Genomic DNA, 18,694 nt, shown 5'->3' with positions numbered 1-18,694 from the left:
GATCGCCCCGTATTCACCATAACTTACGACAATCAATTTGCCCGAACTACTTCATTTACCTGATTAATTGTTCAGCTTTTGGCAAAATTTGTGCGCCGGATCGCGCAGTGAGATCATAATTGTAAATATCTGTACGGTACTGGGTGCGCCCGTCCTCGCCGACAAACGCCGTCAGATAGTAAAGATTGACCGGAATGTTGTGTCGAATATTAACGTAACGGGTATCACCTTGTTTCAACGCATCTGAAATCCGCGTATCGTTCCAGCCCGCATCCTGCAGCAGCATATTTGCCAGCTCGGAGGCCTTATTCACACGGACGCAACCCGAACTGAGCGCGCGCGTATCCTTCTGGAACAGGTTGTGGTTCGGCGTATCATGCAGATAGATTGCATCTGAACTTGGCATGTTGAATTTATAGCGCCCCAGCGAGTTACGGGCGCCCGGAGCCTGCTGGAAGCGGAACGGTAAATTCGACGCCGTTATCGTTGACCAGTCAACCATCCAGGGATCTATCGCCTCTTTACTGTTCCATCCGCGCATCACGGTATACCCGTGGCGCTCCAGATATCCTGGATCGTTCCAGACCTTAGGCAGGATATCCTTACGAGCCAGCGTCGGCGGGACGTTCCACGGCGGGTTAACCACCACGTTATTCAGCGCGCTGCTCATCATTGGCGTTTTACGATCGGGACGCCCGACAATCACACGCGAAGCCAGCACTTCACTCCCGTTCTGGTAATAGACCAGCGAATACGCCGGTATATTTACCATGATGCCGGTAGACAGCGTGCCTGGCAGCAAGCGCAAACGCTGGATATTCAGCGCCAGTACACCCGCCCGTTGTGCCGGAGAAACATTCAGCCAGTCGCGCGTTGACGGACCAATTACGCCATCGGCACCCAGCCCCTGAATAGCCTGGAACTGCTTAACTGCTGCAACCAGCTCGCGATCATACGCGGCTGGCTTCGAGCTTAGCGGAGCTGCGCTGGTCTCTTTTACCGGTGCCGACGGGCTCACCGCCACGCTTTGGCCGTCATCGCCTGGAAGCGCAATTTTTGGCCCATTATCCAGAATGCCGGAACGTTTGAGAATTTCGCGCAGTGCGGGAACATCACTGCTCCACTGCCCCGGACGCAGCGTGGCCGCCGCTCGGAGTTGCGGCCACGGGCGCGAATCCGTAACCAGCTCAAGCAGCGACTGATGCATTGTGGCGTATTGCGGATGTGCAGGCGCAAGGCTTGCGATAAAGCGCGGCAGCTCGCCATTATCCAGTGACAGTTGCCATTGGTTTATGACCGACAGGGCTGGCGTCGCCAGTTTGTACGGTTTTTCGCTGTATAACCAACGATTGCCATTCACCGGAATACCCGCTACAAACTGGAGATACCCCATCATGGCATCCGAGAGAACCACGTCACGCGCCTTCCCCGTCACGGCTGGATCGGTCAACAGCTCAACCCAGGTCGTAAACTGCGGCTGAATGCCCGCGATGGCCACTTCTGCCAGCTGCTGCTGGAAAGCACGCACCGCATCACGATTATCCCACATCGGTTTCATATCACGCGCGGCATAGAGCAGCGTGAGCTGATTGAGATAAGCAGGCGTATATCCTGATGGCAGCCCGGACTGCAGCTGCTGACGAACAGACTCTGTGTCGATACCTTCAGGTAACGGCGTAATACCGGCCATAATGGCCGTTGCTGACGACTGCTCCAGCGGCTGCGACAACGATGTCGGCTGAGCGCCCATCGTTGCAGAGCTGTCAGTCGGTACAACCTCAGGCTCATCAGCCTGCGCGGTGAACAGTGGAGCAAACATCACTGCCAGACACAAACTCAGCACTGACAGCTGACGACCACGATTTTTCTTTAGCAACATCCCTTGCCCCCTGTTTTCACGACACGCCCATCACATTGGGGCTTTCTTTCATTATAGGTAGGCACAATTGCTGTTGGCTTACCTTATGTAAAGAAGTTTAAAGATAACGCAGCCGTAAGCACAAGCTAAGAGTAAAAAAAAAGCGGCGCTACTGCGCCGCGCTTTGTAACAAAACACCTCAGGAGGCGTCTGCCGTACCCGGTAAGGACTCAGGTGGTTGCGGTGCAAAACCGCGTAATCCGACAACGTGTACGTGTTCGCTGTTCTGGAACACTTTACGTACCAGTTTGTACGTCGTCCCTTTTTCCGGGCTGATGTTCTCCGGTGCCGCGATGATGAGCTGCATATCGAGGCGATCGCAAAGCTCAAACAGCGTGGCGATGGAACGGGCATCAAGACGCGCCGCTTCATCAAGGAACAGCAGACGACATGGCGAGATGTCTTTACCGCGCAGACGACGCGCTTCATCTTCCCAACTCTGGACAACCATCACCAGAATCGACATACCGGTACCGATAGCCTCACCCGTCGACAGCGCACCAGACTCCGCACGCAGCCAGCCGTCGGAGCCACGGTTAACCTCAACTTCCATCTCCAGATAGTTACGGTAATCCAGCAGCTCTTCACCAATGGTTTGCGGCGTACGCTGGCCCATATCGATCTGCGGGTTCAGGCGCTGATACAGCTTCGCCAGCGCTTCAGAGAAGGTCAGACGGTTGCTGTTAAACAGATCCTGGTGCTGTTCGTGTTGTTCAGACAGCACGTCCAGCAGCGTAGAGTGAGCCTCACGCACGTTCACGTTCAGACGTACGCTGTTAACCTGGCCAAACGACACGCTCTGCAGGCCCTGGTTGAGCTGGCGGATACGGTTCTGCTCACGCTGAATGGTCTTACGGATGATGTTCGCCACGCTGCGGGAGCTGATAGCCAGCTTCTGCTCGCGGGAGGTCAACTCTTCCGTCAGGCGACCCAGCTCGATTTCCATCTGTTCGATGGCTTCGACCGGATCGTCGGTACGGATGATGTCCTGACGAATACGTTCGCGCAGGTGCTGATAAACGGCCACGAAGAACTGGATTTTGCGCTCTGGACGCTTCGGATCTTCCGACATGCGCAACACATCACGCAGGTGTTCGTTATCCGCCACCGCCAGACGCAGCGCACCCAACGCTTTATCCGACATGGAACGCAATTCGTCCCCGGAAAGATAGGCCAGCTCGCGACGGTGTAGACGACGCTCAACGTTATTGTCTTTCACCATGCGCATCACCGCGCACCAGCCCGCCTTCGCGGTCACGACCTGCTCGCGCATTTCGTGATAGTCGCGCTCCAGCTTGCGCAGGCGACGCGTCAGGTTGTCCATTTCCGCTTCGCAGAAGGTCAGCGCTTTTTCCAGCTGATTGCGGCGCGCGCGGTTGTTGCTGAGCTGGCTGTGCAGTTCATCGCGACGAATGCGCGCACGTTCTTCCGCACCGCTGTCGGCACGCACGCCGATATCCTGCAGCTCTTTGTGCAGATCGTTCAACAGCTCTTTCTTGGTATCGAAGGAGCTTTTCAGCGAGGCCATGACCTGACTGTACTGGCTCAGCTGTGCGGCATGCGTACGCATGGCTTCACGAGCGCGGGTACGCTCGGCTTCAGCCTGCTCCAGGCGCTGACGCAGCTTTTCATTCAGATCGCTGTTTCCGCTCAGCATTTCTGCTGAATCGGAGTAGCCGAAGTGGGCGCGACGCTGTACGACTTCCGTCAGGGCAAACGCCTGCTGACGCGCTTCGCGCTGCACCTGCTGTGACCAGGCGTAATCCTCTTTTAACTGCTCGAACTGCTCCGGGTCGCTTTGAAGAACGGAGATGACCGGCTCCAGCTTCGCCAGCTGATTACCGTGCTGCTGCACAAAACGCGCGGCTTCCTGCGCTTCATCCAGGCGTTCCTGGATTTCATCTACGCGGTCAGCCAGCGTGTCATCAGCCAGCAGATTCAGGCGCGGCAGGATGCGGTTAAGGGCGGCGACGCCCTCTTTCGCCTGTTCAAACTGGACGCGGCTCTGCTGGTTGTCACTTTCATGATTGGCAATCGCGCGCTCAAGTTCACCACGGCGGGTATTGAGCTTGCGAATCTCTGCTTCCGGATCCGCGTCAAAGGCCACGGCAAGATGGCTACCGATAAAGCGGCTGAATGCCTGGTGCAAACGCTGGGTTTTCTGAACGTCAAACGACAGCGTCGCAAAGCGTTCGGAGAGCGTTTCACGCTCGGCGTGCAGGCTTTCAATACGGTTTTCACGCGCGGCACGACCAAACAGCGGCAGTTCCGGGAAGCGAGAATAGCGCCACTGGCGGTCAGCGATTTTCACCACCACCGCTTTTTCCAGCTCGTCGACACTGAATACGCTGTCATCGAACGACTGCGGATCCCCTTCGATCAGATAGAGATCTTCCGGACAATCTTCCAGTCCTGCCAGTTGCTCAGAAATCAGCGACAGATCCGGGACGACAATTGCATTACGCGACGGACCATAAAGCGCGGAGAAATACGGCGCATCGTCCAGACCAACATCGTCGTAAATTTCGGACAGCAGTACGCCGCCAAACCGCTCTGCCAGCGTATTGAGACGCGGATCTTCGGCACCGCCCGGCTGGCTTAAGCGTTCAATTTCGTCGTCGACTTCACGCTTGCGGGCGCCGACTTCATCACGCTCAACAATCGCTTCGCGCTCGCGCTCCAGCAGCTGCTGCAGGTATTCGGTCACTTCCTGACTGGATTCAAACTGCTCGCCGCACTGTTCGCTGAGCTGGCTCAGGCTGCTTTGAGCTGCCAGCCAGACCGGCGCACGCTGCAACAGTTTTTGCGAGCGGGACTGAAGCTGCTCCATCTCCTGGCGCAGCGTCATACGCTGTTCGCTGGCGTTAGAGACACTGTCTGAAAGTGCCGCAATACGCGCTTCAAGCTCCTGATGCAGAGCCTCAAGCTCGTCGAAATCGTAATTTTTCCCCTGACGCTTGCAGAATTCCGCCAGCAGACGCTCGGCTTCCTGCTGCTCGCGCAGACGCTGTTCCAGCTCGTTGAGACGCATACGCAGCGGCTGAACCTGCTCGGCCAGATGGCGCTGGTTCACCCCGTCACGCAGCAGTTCACGGGCGACGTCCCAGGCTTCATTACGCGCCAGCGGGCCGTTAATCGCCACGACCAGCTGGTAAGCCTGCTCAAACTGGCTGTGCGCCGTTTGCGCGACGCTCATTTTCTGATCGAGTGACAGGAGTTTCTCAGTGGCTTCCTGCTCTTTGGCCTGGAAGGTATCCAGCCATTCGTCGGCGCTTTCGGGCGTCAGGTCAGGCAGATGACACAGCTCTTTGGCACGCTGTAACGCCTGCAGGGCCTGAGTGTACTGAATAGCACGCGTCTGCTGCACGTCCAGCGCCTGCTGGTAATCGGCGAGCTGGCTTTTCAGCTCATCCACTTCCAGCTCGGCGGCTTCGGCGCGGGCTTCGTTCTCTTCCTGCATGTCGGCGGCTTCGGCCACCACTTCGTTTTGCTCTTCGAGGCGAATTTGCAGCTCATCGAGGTCCGCTTCATAACGCTCGATTTTTTCCTGCTGACGCAGCGCGGTCTGCACCAGGTTGAGGTGATCGCTGGCGGCCTGATAATCCGCTTCCAGGTCACCTTCGGCACCGTTGTGCTCACCCAGCTCGCGCGCCATTTCGACGTGCTTATACTGCTCGGCCACCAACTGCTTACGCGAGGTAAACAGCTCGCGGCGGTACTCTAATGCCTGATCGAGATGAATGCGGCGCTCGTTGGCGTGACGCATATAGTCTGCGGCCACATAGTTGGTGGCTTCGCTGATAAGGTGTTTAAACAGGTCGCGGTCAGACTGGGTCACGCGAATGGCTTCCAGCGTCATGCGGTTTTCACGCAGCGCGGCTTCCATATCCTGGAAGGCTTTACGCACGCCGCTGTTTTCCGGCAGCAGGTAGTCTCGAAGGGAGCGGGTAATGGCGCTGGAGATACCGCCGTACAGTGACGCTTCGATCAGACGGTAGTATTTGCTACGGTCTGATGCCGTGCGCAGACGACGCGCCACCACGCCCAGATCGAACATCAGGGAGTGGTAGTCGGTAATGGAGTTGAACTGCTTGAACTGCACGCCTTCGATAGTTTCGAGTTTGTCTTTCAGCTCCTGCAGCGTCAGCACGCGCGCCTGACGTTCGTTCAGCGTTTCCGTCAGCAGCGCCGTCGGCTGCACGGATGTTGGCAGCCCCTGGATGGCGAACGGTTTGATATCCACTTTACGGTCGCGACCGGCAACCTGCTGCAGACGCACGCCCACCACCACGCGCTGGTGACGAGAGTTGATCACGTCCAGCACCGAATAACAGACACCGGCCTTCAGCTTACCGTGCAGACCCTTATCACGAGAGCCGCTTGTCGCGCCCGCTTCGGTGGTGTTACGGAAGTGCAGCAGCGTGAGATCGGGGATCAGCGCCGTCACAAATGCCGCCATGGTGGTGGATTTACCCGCACCGTTACCGCCGGAGAGCGTCGTAACCAGCTCATCCAGATCGAAGGTTCGGGCGAAGAAGCCGTTCCAGTTAATCAGCGTTAGTGAGCGAAATTTACCGCGTTCAATCATTACTCTTCCTCCCCGCTATCCGGCTGATTCTCTTCATGCTCATCATTGAGCTGCAAATGGTTTTCCACCGGCATCGCTTCACCGTCGCGGATCATGCGCAGTTGCGCTTCACGGGCGTCGTCACCCGCGCGCACGTCAGCGCCAAAGCGGAAGACGGATTCCGTAATGCGGAATTTGCTGCTGTCATGGCCCATAAACCAGACCATGCCCAAACGACGCAGACGGTTCAGGGAAGAGCGAACTTTTTCCTGTAATTTCTGACGGTCAAGATCGGAACCTGTCGAACGGTTGTTCACCAGCTTCAGCAGTTTGCTTTCATCTGCCAGAGACAGCAGTTCGTCGTAGAGTTCCTGCTGAGTGAAAATCCCTTCGTTCGCCAGACGTTCCGGGCTGAGGTAGAGGTAGCAGAGGATTTTGCCGACCATCATATCCAGCTCGGAGAGTACGGAACGCGGAATCAGCGTGGTTGAGCGCGGACGCAGGTAGAAAAACCCTTCCGGCGCGCGAATCAGCTCCACGTTGTAGCGCGCGTAGAACTCTTCCAGGTATTCCTGGAAATCCATCAAAAAAGCGTGATTATCCAGCTCGTCAAGACCAATGTGACGACCGGCACGCAGCTGGCTGTCCAGCGCCGGAAATAACGGATTCGCCAGCGCCTGTGCCAGCTTCACTGGCATCACTTGTTCAATATTTGTCAATGACATGCGCCTGTACCTTGGCTCCGTAATCGTTGATCGGCTGCCACTTCGGCGGCAGTCCGGTGAAATCTGCTTGCGCGACGCCCAGGCGTACCGCCTGATCTACCACGATGCGGGCAACGTCAAAGTGCCGCGCGCGAGGATATTGCGCCAGATAGTCGCGCACCACGAGACCAAGATCCAGCGGTGCTTGTCTGGTTTTGTAGACAGCGAGCTGTTCTTCGATCATCGCCGCAAGTTGTTCGCGAATTTCGTTAAATTCTTCGTATTCCAGATCCGGTGGCAATTCACCGGTCACCTCTTCATCACGCAGCGCCATCTCTTCGTCGCGCATATCCAGCAGACGGTCGGCATTCGCGTAGGTCAGCGCCCATGGGGCATCGAAATAGGTTTGTACCGACTGACGCAGACGCTGAGCGAAGACGCGGTTTTTATCCATATCGATCGCGGTACGGATAAATTTATGCACGTGTCGGTCGTAGCCGATCCACAGGTCGATCGACTGCTGGCCCCAGCTAATAATACGGTCGAGTTTGCTTTGCAGATCGAAGACCAGACGGTCGACAAAGTGGAGGTCGTCGTGCGCCATGGTCGCATCCTGGATGCGGAGCAGATTGGCCTGCAGCTTGTCGCCTGCGGCTTCCAGCGTATCCTGCAGTTCACGCAGCGTACCGGAGGTTTCTGACAATAAAAGTTCACAGCTGGAGATGGCTGCACGCCAGTCTTTATTCAGCAATTGAGCGATATCGTCTTTCACCTGCTGCTGCTGTTCATCCATCAGACGCTGGGTCAGATCGATGCTGTCGAAAATCTCTGCCACCGAGTACTTCAGCGGCGCGTAGACGTTACGGTGCCAGTGAAATTCGTCACCGTTTTCATCTGCCGCGTCGGCGGCGCGCTTAAGCTCGCCCGCCACGATCGAGAGCTGCATGGAGAGACGCAGCGTCGAAAACTCGCGCTGGCGAATGTAGTAATCGGTAATGCCGATCCCCAGAGGCGTCAGACGATAAATGGCGTTTCCTTCCGCCTGCTCGCTGGTAAAGCGGTTCAGCAGACGTTGACGCACCATATCGTTGATTGCGTTGTTGGCACGCACGCTAATGGTTTCGCTGGTTTGCTCAAACGCATCACTGACATGGCGGAACGCATCCACCAGTTCACCCTCGCTCATTTCACCATCCAGCCGTTCGCCGTTCAGCGTGGCAACCGCCAGCAGGAAGGAGAGTCTGTCTACCGGCAGCGTGATGGAGAAATCGTTTTTCCTGGCCCAGGCAACCAGTTCGGGGACTGTCTGGGAAAATTCACTCATAGATTATCCTTGCTTCTGCGGCTTGCGCGCGGTGACGTGTATATAGCGGCCAAGGCTCAGATAAGGCTCCTGGCGGCAATACCGCGTTTCTATTTCTGTTAAGGCGTCTAAACAGTCATGCTGTTTTTGTTTATCACGCAGATAATCATGAAACACCCTCACGCCTGTTTTACCGGTGATCTCCCAACCTATCTCCTCCAGCCAGCCATAGACCTGCTGCGGTTCACGTGGGAAATCCGGCGATAGCGTGCGCCGTTTCTTTTTATACATACCCTGCTGCACGTAGCCAAAATTGCCCACCAGCACGTTTCGCATCAGCAGACCGTTTGCATTGTAGAACATCAGCGATAACGCACCGCCCGGACGCAACATCGACCACAGCGTTTTTAACATGGCTTGCGGTTCGGCGACCCATTCGAGCACAGCATGAAACAATATCAGATCAACCTGCGTTTCCAAATGCTGGGGAATGTCCTGAGCGGCGCAATGTATAAAATGCATGTTGTCGCTCACACCTTTCTCTTCTGCCGCGCGTTCGGCGCGAGTAACCATCTCAGCAGAAAGATCGCAAAGCGTGACGTGGTGCCCCCGCTGCGCCATCAGAATTGCAGTCTGACCTTCCCCGCCACCGGCATCAAGCACGCGCAACCGTCGGTCACCCAATTCCGCCAACAGCTTGTCCAGATCCTGCCAGAGGATCGTCTGCCGAAGCTGACCTTTGGTGGTGCCATAAATGTTGCGCGAAAACTTTTCCGCGATGTCATCAAAATTGCGATCCCGCATTGGGAAGGTTCCACTCGCTAACTGCAAAACCGCTATTTTGTCACACCCGCGCGGAGAATGAACCACTCTGGTGTAATATCACGGGTAATCGCCTGCTGTATGGTTAAAAAAGGAACCAAAAAGGATGCTTTTTACCCTAAAAAAATACATCGGAGGCATGATGCTTCCCCTTCCCCTGCTGCTGCTTCTCATCGCATTGGGGCTGGCACTGGTGTGGTTCAGCCGCTTTCAGAAAAGTGGCAAAACGCTTATCACCCTCGGCTGGCTGATGCTGCTGCTGCTGAGCCTGCAGCCGGTCGCGGATGGTCTGTTACGCCCCATCGAAAATAAGTACCCGACCTGGCAGGAAAATCAGAAAGTGGAGTACATCGTGGTATTGGGTGGCGGATATACCTGGGATCCGAGCTGGGCACCCAGCTCTAATCTGATCAACAACAGCCTGCCGCGCCTGAACGAAGGTATCCGCCTGTGGCTTGCTAATCCGGGTTCGAAAATGATCTTCACCGGAGCCGCAGCCAAAACAAACCCGGTGAGTACGGCGGAGGCTGGCGCACGCGTCGCTGAATCACTGGGCGTGCCGCGTTCATCTATCATCACCCTGGACAGCCCAAAAGACACCGAAGAGGAAGCTGCCGCGGTGAAGCAGGCCATCGGCGACGTGCCGTTCCTGCTCGTAACATCGGCGTCGCATTTACCGAGAGCGATGATTTTCTTCGAGAAACAGGGATTACACCCCCTACCCGCACCGGCTAACCAGATAGCGATCAACGCGCCGCTTAACCCGTGGGAACGAGCAATCCCGTCCCCGGTCTGGTTGATGCACAGCGATCGTGTCGGTTACGAGACGCTTGGACGCCTCTGGCAATGGCTGAAAGGCGCGTCAGGCGAGCCAGGGCAAGAGTGATTTTGTCGCCAGGTCGAAGTTGGCGCGATTGAACCGTCCGGTATTCACCAGTTGCGCCACTTCATCCCAGAGCAAATAGAGCCAGCGCCGCCAGAGAAACGCCTCCGCGACAGGTGCCCGTTGCAGATAATGCCAGAGCAAACCTTCCGCAGAGGCGCTGTCGCATAGTCTGAACAGTTCGTACTCGCGCGGTGCCCAGAGCATAATGCCCGGCCCAACCATCGCCAACAGCTGGTCGCTGCGGGGATCTTTCAGCATACTGCGCAGGGTAAAATTGCCGTGTATCAGCACGCAGTTGTCATTAAAGCCGTCAAACAGCGCAGGCAAGCACTCGCGGGTGCGAAACAGAATGCGTTTGTCCTGCATGGTTAAACCGGTGTTGTTGAACTGGTTAAGCGTTCCCCACAGCACTTCCACTCGCTGACGATACCAGAGCGGCCACAGGTTCTCCTGAGTGCTGTCGACGGGACCGACGAGCCCGCGGCTATCCTGCCGGTGCCAGGCCAGCAACGCCTCGACGATCTGATCTTTCAGCTGTTCCCAGCGGTCCGGCGTGCGCGTCGGGGCTTCAACAGAGACGCCACGCAGGCGCTCAATAAGCAGGATATCCGGGCCGGGGTGTTCCTCATGCGTCATGACACCGTAAACCGTCGGCATTCGCACCGTACCTTCCCTTGCCAGCATCGACATTTTCCATGCCAGCTGTCTGGCGACGCCGGGTGAGGTAAAGCTTCTGGCCATGAGAGGCATTGGGTTTCCATGACTGTCATACAGCGCCCAAAGTGCGGTATCCGCCTTTTCATTCACACACTCGACCCGGCTCAACGTCTCGCCAAGCAGATGGCTCAGTTCGGCACGCAGCTGTTCCATATGAGATTACCCCCATTAAGGCTACTGCTTTTATAATGAGCGCGAGAGCAAAGGATGTCACCCGGAAGAGATCAATTAAGAGTAAGAAAGGAAAAATTGTGGGGTGAGAACATCCCCCCGAAAGGAGGGATGGAGGCAAAATTAATGCAGTTCGGCGCGAACGCGCTCAAGATCTTCCGGCGTATCAACGCCCGTTCCGGGAACTTCTTTGGCAACGGCTACGTGGATTTTTTCGCCATACCAGAGCACGCGGAGCTGCTCCAGCATTTCAATATGTTCCAGCGGGCTTGGTGCCCAGTTGACATAGCGGCGAATGAAGCCCGCACGATAGCCGTAGATCCCAATGTGGCGCAGGAATGAATCACCGATGGTCTCTTTCGATACCGCAAAGCGATCGCGATCCCAGGGGATCGTCGCGCGAGAGAAATAGAGCGCATAGCCCTCGGCATCCATAACCACTTTAACCGCATTCGGGTTGAATGCTTCTTCAGCATGATGAATGGGTACCGCGAGGGTGGCCATGCCAACCTGTCGCTGCGCCAGATTTTCCGCTACCTGGCGAATAATAACCGCCGGGATCATCGGCTCATCGCCCTGCACGTTGACGATGACCGTATCATCGCTGAAACCGCATTTCTCAACCACTTCCGCCAGACGCTCAGTGCCGGACTGGTGATCGGCGCGAGTCATGCACACTTCCCCCCCCGCCGCTTCAACTGCTTGCGCCACGTCCGGGTGATCGGTTGCCACGATGACGCGGTCTGCACCCGATTCGCGCGCACGCTCCAGGACATGCACAATCATTGGCTTACCGTTGATATCTACCAACGGTTTACCCGGCAGACGCGTTGATGCATAGCGAGCCGGAATAATGACAACGAAACTCATGGCTTGCTCTCTTCTGCCACCAGGGAACGGGCTTCATTTTCCAGCAGAACCGGAATACCGTCCCGCAGCGGGAAAGCCAGACTGTCCAGCTTGCAAATCAGCTCTTGTTTATCCTGGCTGTAGTACAGTTTGCCGTTGCACACCGGGCAGGCAATAATTTCAAGTAAACGGTGATCCATAGTTCCTCCGTATGGGTTATCGCTAAAGCTTAACACATTCCCTTTTCAGGGAGTGTCTGTTTCCCAACCACTTCGGCAGGTTGTAAACAGCCCGTCCGGCATACGGCCCAGCGTCACGCTGGTCGCCCCTTGCCAGCGCGCAAAATCGCTAATGGCGGATGATAATCCTTTCTCCAGGGTAGCCGTCGCCTTAACCCCGTCTTCAAGATACAGCGCGATGATTTCAAGCGTCCCGGTTTTGCGGTGCATTTTGGCATCCATGCGTCCCACCAGTTGCCCTTTATGCAGCAGAGGCAAAACGAAGTAACCGTACTGGCGTTTTGGCGCGGGGGTGTAACACTCAAGCCGGTAGCTGAAATTAAACAGCTGCTCGGCCCGTTTTCTGTCCCAGACGACCGGGTCGAAAGGTGACAGTACCGCGCTGTGCGTGGCCTGGAGCTTACCTTCCAGCGCCTGTGGTAAAAGCGGGAGCAAATCGGCATGCAGCCACATCTCGCCCAGCGTTTCGACAGCGACAGGTATGACGCGCTGCTCGCGCTGCCACACCTCCAGCAACGGTTTTAGCGCGGGCTGACGGAGTCGGTAGTAGTCTGCCAGCCATTGCGGACGAAAAATCCCCAGACTGCGGGCGCTGTTCTCCAGCATGATGGCTTCGGCCGCTTCCTGCGTAAGCAGGTCACGCTCGTCGTCCCAGTGCGGCATCACGCGGTGCGTCAGGTCGTATACGCGCTGAAAGTTACGTCGTTCCACAACCATCACTTTACCGGATGTAAACAGCCCCTCCAGATGACGTTTATGCGGCTTCCACTCCCACCATCCGCTCGCCCCTTTTCGCGGATGCTCAAAATCAGCCGAACGCACCGGACCGTTTTCCTGAATATGCGCGATAAGCTGCTCAATTTCAGCGGCGTGTTCATGCATCCACTCCTGACGATATTTCCAGCCCATCTTATTCGGAGAGAGCATGCGGTGACGAATCAGCGCGAAATCACTGCGGGGCAGGAAACAGGCTTCATGTGCCCAGTATTCCATTAGCTCACCCTGACTAAGCGCATTGTCTAGCCACTGCGGCTGATAATTTCCCAGGCGGCTGAAGAGCACCAGGTAAGGGCTTCGCGCCACGATGTTGATGGTATCGATTTGCAGCAACGACATGCGCTGTACGGTGGAGAGAATGTCAGAGGGTTGTGCGCGACGGCGAGGCTTTTTAAGCAGCCCCTGGGCAGCAAGGTGTAAATGACGTGCGGCTGAAAGCGAGAGTTGCGGTAAAGACATGCGTTTTCCTGTCAGTCAAAGCGCCACCAGAACCGCGTAAGCGTTTATCGCACCAACGCAATCAGTTCCTTGAGCAAGTGTTCCGGCTGCTCGCCGCTGAGTTCAGCGTCAACCGGCAGATACCACCAGTTTTCTTTCGCAAAGGCACGGCATTTCACCGCATCTTTTTCGGTCATGATCAGCGACTGTCCGGGTACGGTCAGGGCATCTACCTGACCTTCCTCCAGCGCCTGGTGGTCGGCCAGCGGAACGCGTTTTTCTGGCCGGGCACCACACTGCTCCAGCGTCGCGAAGAAGCGCGGAGGGTGACCAATACCCGCCATCGCCACCAGTGCAGGCAGTTGTTCAACCGCCTTACGCTCGCCCGTTAACAGGTTAACCGCCATGCCAGGCTGAAGATGCATAGGGATTTCCCCTGGCTTAGCCTGGCCACCGTTAACAATGACCGCATCAACGGACTGGAGACGCGACGCGCGTTCACGCATCGGGCCGGCAGGCAGCCACCAGCCGTTGCCAAAACGGCGCACGCCGTCGATAACCACAATCTCTTTATCACGCGCCAGCGCGTAATGCTGAAGGCCATCGTCGGTGATAATGATGTCCACAGCGTGCCCGGCAAGAAGCGCCTGAACGGCGTCGCTGCGCACCGGTGAGACCGCAACCGGTACACCTGTCCGCTGATAGATCAGGACAGGTTCATCACCCGCTTCGGCCGTTGTTGTATCAGCCGTAAGCAGAAGCGGATAGTGCGTCGCTTTACCACCGTAGCCGCGCGATACAACCCCTGGGCGAATACCGCGTTTTTGCAACTGCTCCACCAGCCAGATCACCACCGGCGTTTTGCCGTTCCCACCAGCGGTCAGGTTACCGACCACCACAACCGGAACCGGTGCGCGCCAGGCGCGCTTCAGCCCCAGGCGGTACATCAGACGAATGGCACCGCTCACCAGGCCATAGAGCCAGGAGAGCGGCAGAAGCAGTCGCCACAGCGGTGATTCACCGGACCAGATGCGTGCAATCATTGTTGACCGAACTGCATCTTATGAAGCTGAGCGTAGACGCCACGGTGGGCGAGCAGATCGGCATGGCTACCCCGCTCGACAATCACGCCATCTTCAACAACCACAATTTCATCAGCCTGTTCGATAGTCGACAGACGGTGCGCAATCACCAGAGAGGTACGGTTCTTCTGCAGTTCGTCCAGCGCTGACTGAATAGCGCGTTCAGATTCAGTATCCAGCGCGGACGTCGCTTCATCCAGAATCAGGATTGGGCTGTCGCGCAGCAGCGCACGCGCAATGGCGATACGCTGACGCTGACCACCGGAAAGGAGCACGCCGTTTTCACCAATGATGGTATCCAGACCGTTATCCATCTTGTTGATGAAGTCCATCGCATACGCCATGCGTGCGGCATTCTCGATCTGCTCGCGGCTGTACTCTTCAGTACGCGCATAGGCGATGTTGTTGGCAACCGTGTCGTTGAACAGATGCACGTTCTGAGAAACCAGTGCAACCTGGTTACGCAGCGACTGCAAGGTATACTCCCGCAGGTCATGGCCATCTAACAGGATTTCGCCTTCATCGATGTCGTAGAAGCGCGTAATCAGGCTGGCAATGGTTGATTTACCCGAGCCGGAACGGCCCACCAGTGCAACGGTTTTACCTGCTGGAATCGTCAGGTTGATATTACGCAGTGCAGCCACTTCGCGGCCTGGATAGGTAAAGGTCACATTGCGGAATTCAACGTCTCCATTTGCACGCTCAATCACGCGCGTACCTTCATCTTTTTCCTGCTCGGAATCCAGAATGCTGAACAACGTCTGGCATGCTGCCATCCCGCGCTGGAACTGCGCGTTCACGTTGGTCAGGGATTTCAGCGGACGCATCAGCGCAATCATGGACGAGAACACTACGGTGATGGTCCCTGCAGTCAGGGTCTCCATTACGCTCGGGAAGCTCGCTGCATACAGAACAAATGCCAGTGCCAGCGAGGCAATCAGCTGAATGATAGGATCGGAGATAGAGGAAGCCGACACCATTTTCATTCCCTGCAGGCGCATTTTATTGCTGACCTTATCAAAGCGCTTGGTTTCGACTTCCTGACCACCAAAGATCAACACTTCTTTGTGGCCTTTCAGCATCTGTTCAGCGCTGGTCGTGACCTGCCCCATTGTATTCTGCATATTCTTACTGATATTGCGGAAACGCTTTGAGACGACGCGGATAGCAATGGAGACAATCGGTGCCAGCACGATCAGGATGAGCGACAGCTGCCAGCTGTAATAGAACATCATGATAAACAGGCCGATGATCGATGCGCCTTCACGGACCACGGTAATCAGCGCGCTGGAGGATGATGATGCCACCTGCTCTGAATCGTAGGTAATACGTGACAGCAGCGTGCCCGTAGACTGTTTATCAAAGAATGAGACCGGCATGCCCATCATGTGACCGAAGAGTCGGCGACGCATGGACATTACCACTTTTCCTGATACCCAGGAGATACAGTAGCTGGAGATATAGCTGGAAATACCGCGTAAGATCATCAGCCCAATAACCACCAGCGGCATCCATAGCAGCACTGAGCGATCCGTTTTACCAAAACCGTCATCCAGTAACGGTTTGAGGAGCGATAGCATAAAAGTATCGCTGGCTGCGTTGAGGATTAACGCTACGCCCGCCACGATCAAGCCTGCTTTGAAAGGGGCAATCATCGGCCAGAGTCGGCGGAACGTTTGCCACGTGGAGAGATCTTTGTCGTTATGCATTCAAAAAACCAGCATTTGTTGAAATAGCCGCATATTCTACCCGTTATCTACGGGCGCGCCAAACCACTGATGATACCAACGCGGTAAATTGTGCTCACGCAGGCGTCGGATTTGCCTGTTATGTTGCGAAAATGTCACCGATATTTGTCCAGAATGAGGGGTGTCTAGCCAGGTATATCCCTCTTTCCCGTAGCGCCGCACCACTTTCGCGGATGGAAAATGCCACGCGTTATAGCGGGCTGCAGAGGCCAGCGCTATTTTCCCTTCTGCACGCTGCACCAACGGCATAGAAGACGAGGTGTTGCTGCCGTGGTGAGGTACCTGAATGAGTGTAGACGCAAGATTGCGCCAGCGGTGGCTCAGCATTGCCATTTCAGCCTGTGCTTCAATATCCCCGGTCAGCAGGATGCTCTGCTCACCATCGTCGATCTTAACCACGCAGGAGCGGTTGTTACCTTTGGCGTGCTCTTCTTCAGGCGGCCAGTGAGCGCTGAACGTTAGCCCTTGCCACTGCCACCGCTGCCCTCGAAAACAAGGAAGATGTCCATCCTGGTGCAGCGGACTCCTCACCCACATTTCGGGCCAGGCTTTTTGCAGCGATGCCAGTCCTCCCGCGTGGTCGAGATGCTCATGACTCAGGATCACCCCTTCTGGCTTCAGGTGATGCCAGCGTAACCATGGAATGATCAACTGCTGCCCGCTATCGCCCCCCGGCCAGGCCAGCCCGGTATCGTATAAAATAGCCCTCCCCTGACGTTCAATTACCATTGCCAGCCCCTGCCCGACATCCAGCATGTGCAGCGTCCAGCCGTCAGTTTTATCCGTTCGCCACAAAGGAAGTGCGAGCATAATACTTGCTGCCAGACATACAGCCGGTAGAACTTTCCAGCTTCGAAAACGCCAGCCGATAATGGCAAGCCAGGGTAGCAGCGTCAGGTATTGCCAACGTTCATCAACATCTAACCAGCCGTCTGGCAAACGAGTCAGCAACCCGAATAACCCTGCCAGAGACTTATCGGCCGCATACCAGACAGCGTTCTCCAGTAACGCCAGCGGAAAAAGATGGAGCAGCATACCGAGAAGGATCAGCGGCACGGAAATAAACGTGACCAGCGGAACAGCAAACAGATTCGCGAGGAATGAAGACAGGCTGAAACCATGAAATATCAGCACCTGCAGCGGAAGCAGCAGGCACAGCATCCCTGTCTGCAGATGTATGAGATTTGCCAGAGGTTTTATTCGGCGGATCCAGAGCCCGTTCGGAAGCGGTAGCCACTGGTACCAAAAAATTAATGCCGCAACCGCAAACGCCGACAGCGCAAAGCTTTGCGACAGAACAGCCACAGGGTCAAAAATCAGAATTGCCGCCACGCAGGCTAACCAGATCTGCCAGGGAGACCATTGACGGCCGCTAATCCGCAGCACAGCCACCACTGAGAGAGAGACCACCGTGCGCATTGCGGGCGGCTGCATCCCCGTTAACCATGCATAAAAAGCTGCAAAGCACAGACCTGCAAGCATGGGAAATTGCCAATGGATAGCGTGGCTCGGCAGGAAATATTGCAACCCTCTTGCCAGTAACCAGATGATGGACGCAGCCAGCGCGATGTGCAGACCCGAAATCGCCATCAGGTGTATTGTTCCTGTCTCGCGCATGAGATTTTTTATCTCACGCGGTACATTCAGGCGCTCCCCCATCCCCAGCCCAAGGATCACCGACCCCCACTGATATGCTGTGAGTACGTTTTGCAGTGAGCCCAGGTACCGTGAACGCAGGCTACAGCGTGCGTCAACAAGCTCAGCATGCGTAAAACGCCCGCTCAGCGTTTGATGTCGGGCAAAAGCATTTTTCTGCGAATCGTAGCCACCATCGTTTAATTCACCATGTACCGCTCTAAGACGCAGCACCATGGCCCAGCGTTGACCAGCACACGCTTTTTGGGGCAGGTAATTGCCAAACAGCGTCACCCCAGTGACGCCCCACCAGCGTTTTCCGTTGAGGCTGACAATGTTTCCCTGATGCATTGTTGCGCCGTCGGTTGCTGTAATGGCCACCTCCGCTTGCTGCGGTCCTGTCGTGAGATGATTCAAGGGCCAAACGCTCTCCTGCGCCGCTAATACGCCCCAGCAAAAAAAGAGCAACCCGATGCCTGAGAACGTTAGCCATCGTCTTTGCTGCGCGGCTAACGCGATACCTGCTGCAATCATCATCCAGACGCTCTCTGGCTCCGGTACAACAGGTAACCAATAGAGCGGAATAATGGCCAGAATGGCGCAAGCACTGACAATGTGGATCCCCATTTATACCTCCCTGTTTCGGGCAGTATGCCGTGAGAATAGCGTGTCGTCAGACAGGAAAAAGGGGCGTTACGGCGGGCGCTGCAACGTTTTTAGCGGTTTGCAGAAAAGTCAGAATGGAAATACGTGACGTATTCAGAAATGCAGACGAGAGGCACAAAAAAAGCACCCGCAGGTGCTTTCTTTTAAACCCAGTTTAGCCATTATGGCCAAA

General features: G+C 56.0%; 13 protein-coding genes. 1 reads left to right on the top strand and 12 read right to left on the bottom strand.

Going from position 1 to position 18,694, the window contains the following annotated elements:
• Positions 1-55 precede the first annotated feature (55 nt).
• From ldtD to cmoM, 5 genes are all read right to left on the bottom strand, one after another.
• Positions 56-1,879, bottom strand: coding sequence for a L,D-transpeptidase (ldtD, locus tag ACOQH0_RS07805; protein ID WP_421511931.1), 1,824 nt, complete (start codon positions 1,877-1,879; stop codon positions 56-58).
• Positions 1,880-2,057: 178 nt separating this feature from the next.
• The gene (gene mukB, locus ACOQH0_RS07800) at positions 2,058-6,506 is read right to left on the bottom strand and encodes a chromosome partition protein MukB (protein ID WP_089598362.1); all 4,449 of its coding nucleotides are present in this window, start codon (positions 6,504-6,506) and stop codon (positions 2,058-2,060) included.
• Entirely contained in the window at positions 6,506-7,210 is a 705-nt protein-coding gene (gene mukE, locus ACOQH0_RS07795; protein WP_003858208.1) for a chromosome partition protein MukE, read from the bottom strand. Before mukE ends, mukB begins: the two co-directional genes overlap by 1 nt.
• Complete coding sequence (mukF, locus tag ACOQH0_RS07790; RefSeq protein WP_010429279.1) at positions 7,191-8,513, bottom strand: chromosome partition protein MukF; 1,323 nt, start codon at positions 8,511-8,513, stop codon at positions 7,191-7,193. The genes mukE and mukF overlap by 20 nt, the downstream gene beginning before the upstream one ends.
• Before the next feature lie 3 nt (positions 8,514-8,516).
• Positions 8,517-9,296, bottom strand: coding sequence for a tRNA uridine 5-oxyacetic acid(34) methyltransferase CmoM (cmoM, locus tag ACOQH0_RS07785; protein WP_010429276.1), 780 nt, complete (start codon positions 9,294-9,296; stop codon positions 8,517-8,519).
• Between the two features lie 124 nt (positions 9,297-9,420).
• Here cmoM and elyC point away from each other — a divergent pair, with 124 nt between their 5' ends.
• Positions 9,421-10,200: an envelope biogenesis factor ElyC gene (elyC, locus tag ACOQH0_RS07780; RefSeq protein ID WP_421511930.1), complete on the top strand. Its 780-nt coding sequence runs from the start codon at positions 9,421-9,423 to the stop codon at positions 10,198-10,200.
• Here elyC and ACOQH0_RS07775 read toward each other — a convergent pair.
• From ACOQH0_RS07775 to ACOQH0_RS07745, 7 genes are all read right to left on the bottom strand, one after another.
• Positions 10,177-11,070, bottom strand: a complete 894-nt coding sequence (locus ACOQH0_RS07775) for a YcbJ family phosphotransferase (RefSeq protein WP_421511929.1) — start codon at positions 11,068-11,070, stop codon at positions 10,177-10,179. The two genes, elyC and ACOQH0_RS07775, sit on opposite strands and share 24 nt — an antisense overlap.
• Positions 11,071-11,211: 141 nt before the next feature.
• Positions 11,212-11,958: a 3-deoxy-manno-octulosonate cytidylyltransferase gene (gene kdsB, locus ACOQH0_RS07770; protein WP_182402769.1), complete on the bottom strand. Its 747-nt coding sequence runs from the start codon at positions 11,956-11,958 to the stop codon at positions 11,212-11,214.
• On the bottom strand, positions 11,955-12,137 hold the full coding sequence (gene ycaR / locus ACOQH0_RS07765) for a protein YcaR (RefSeq protein WP_006174474.1): 183 nt from the start codon (positions 12,135-12,137) through the stop codon (positions 11,955-11,957). Before ycaR ends, kdsB begins: the two co-directional genes overlap by 4 nt.
• Before the next feature lie 45 nt (positions 12,138-12,182).
• The gene (locus tag ACOQH0_RS07760; protein WP_325826866.1) at positions 12,183-13,412 is read right to left on the bottom strand and encodes a winged helix-turn-helix domain-containing protein; all 1,230 of its coding nucleotides are present in this window, start codon (positions 13,410-13,412) and stop codon (positions 12,183-12,185) included.
• Positions 13,413-13,456: 44 nt separating this feature from the next.
• Positions 13,457-14,434 (bottom strand): tetraacyldisaccharide 4'-kinase, encoded by a 978-nt coding sequence (lpxK, locus tag ACOQH0_RS07755; protein WP_421511926.1) that lies wholly within the window; start codon positions 14,432-14,434, stop codon positions 13,457-13,459.
• Positions 14,431-16,182 (bottom strand): lipid A ABC transporter ATP-binding protein/permease MsbA, encoded by a 1,752-nt coding sequence (msbA, locus tag ACOQH0_RS07750; protein ID WP_420984973.1) that lies wholly within the window; start codon positions 16,180-16,182, stop codon positions 14,431-14,433. The genes lpxK and msbA overlap by 4 nt, the downstream gene beginning before the upstream one ends.
• A 36-nt stretch (positions 16,183-16,218) precedes the next feature.
• Positions 16,219-18,483: a ComEC family protein gene (locus tag ACOQH0_RS07745; protein WP_421511925.1), complete on the bottom strand. Its 2,265-nt coding sequence runs from the start codon at positions 18,481-18,483 to the stop codon at positions 16,219-16,221.
• Between the last annotated feature and the right edge of the window lie 211 nt (positions 18,484-18,694).

The sequence above is a fragment of the Enterobacter sp. JS8-1 genome, assembly GCF_049187015.1.
Classification (GTDB): Bacteria; Pseudomonadota; Gammaproteobacteria; order Enterobacterales; family Enterobacteriaceae; genus Enterobacter; species Enterobacter mori.
Note: the sequence above shows the minus strand (reverse complement) of the source record. Positions and strands in the feature narration are given on the sequence as shown.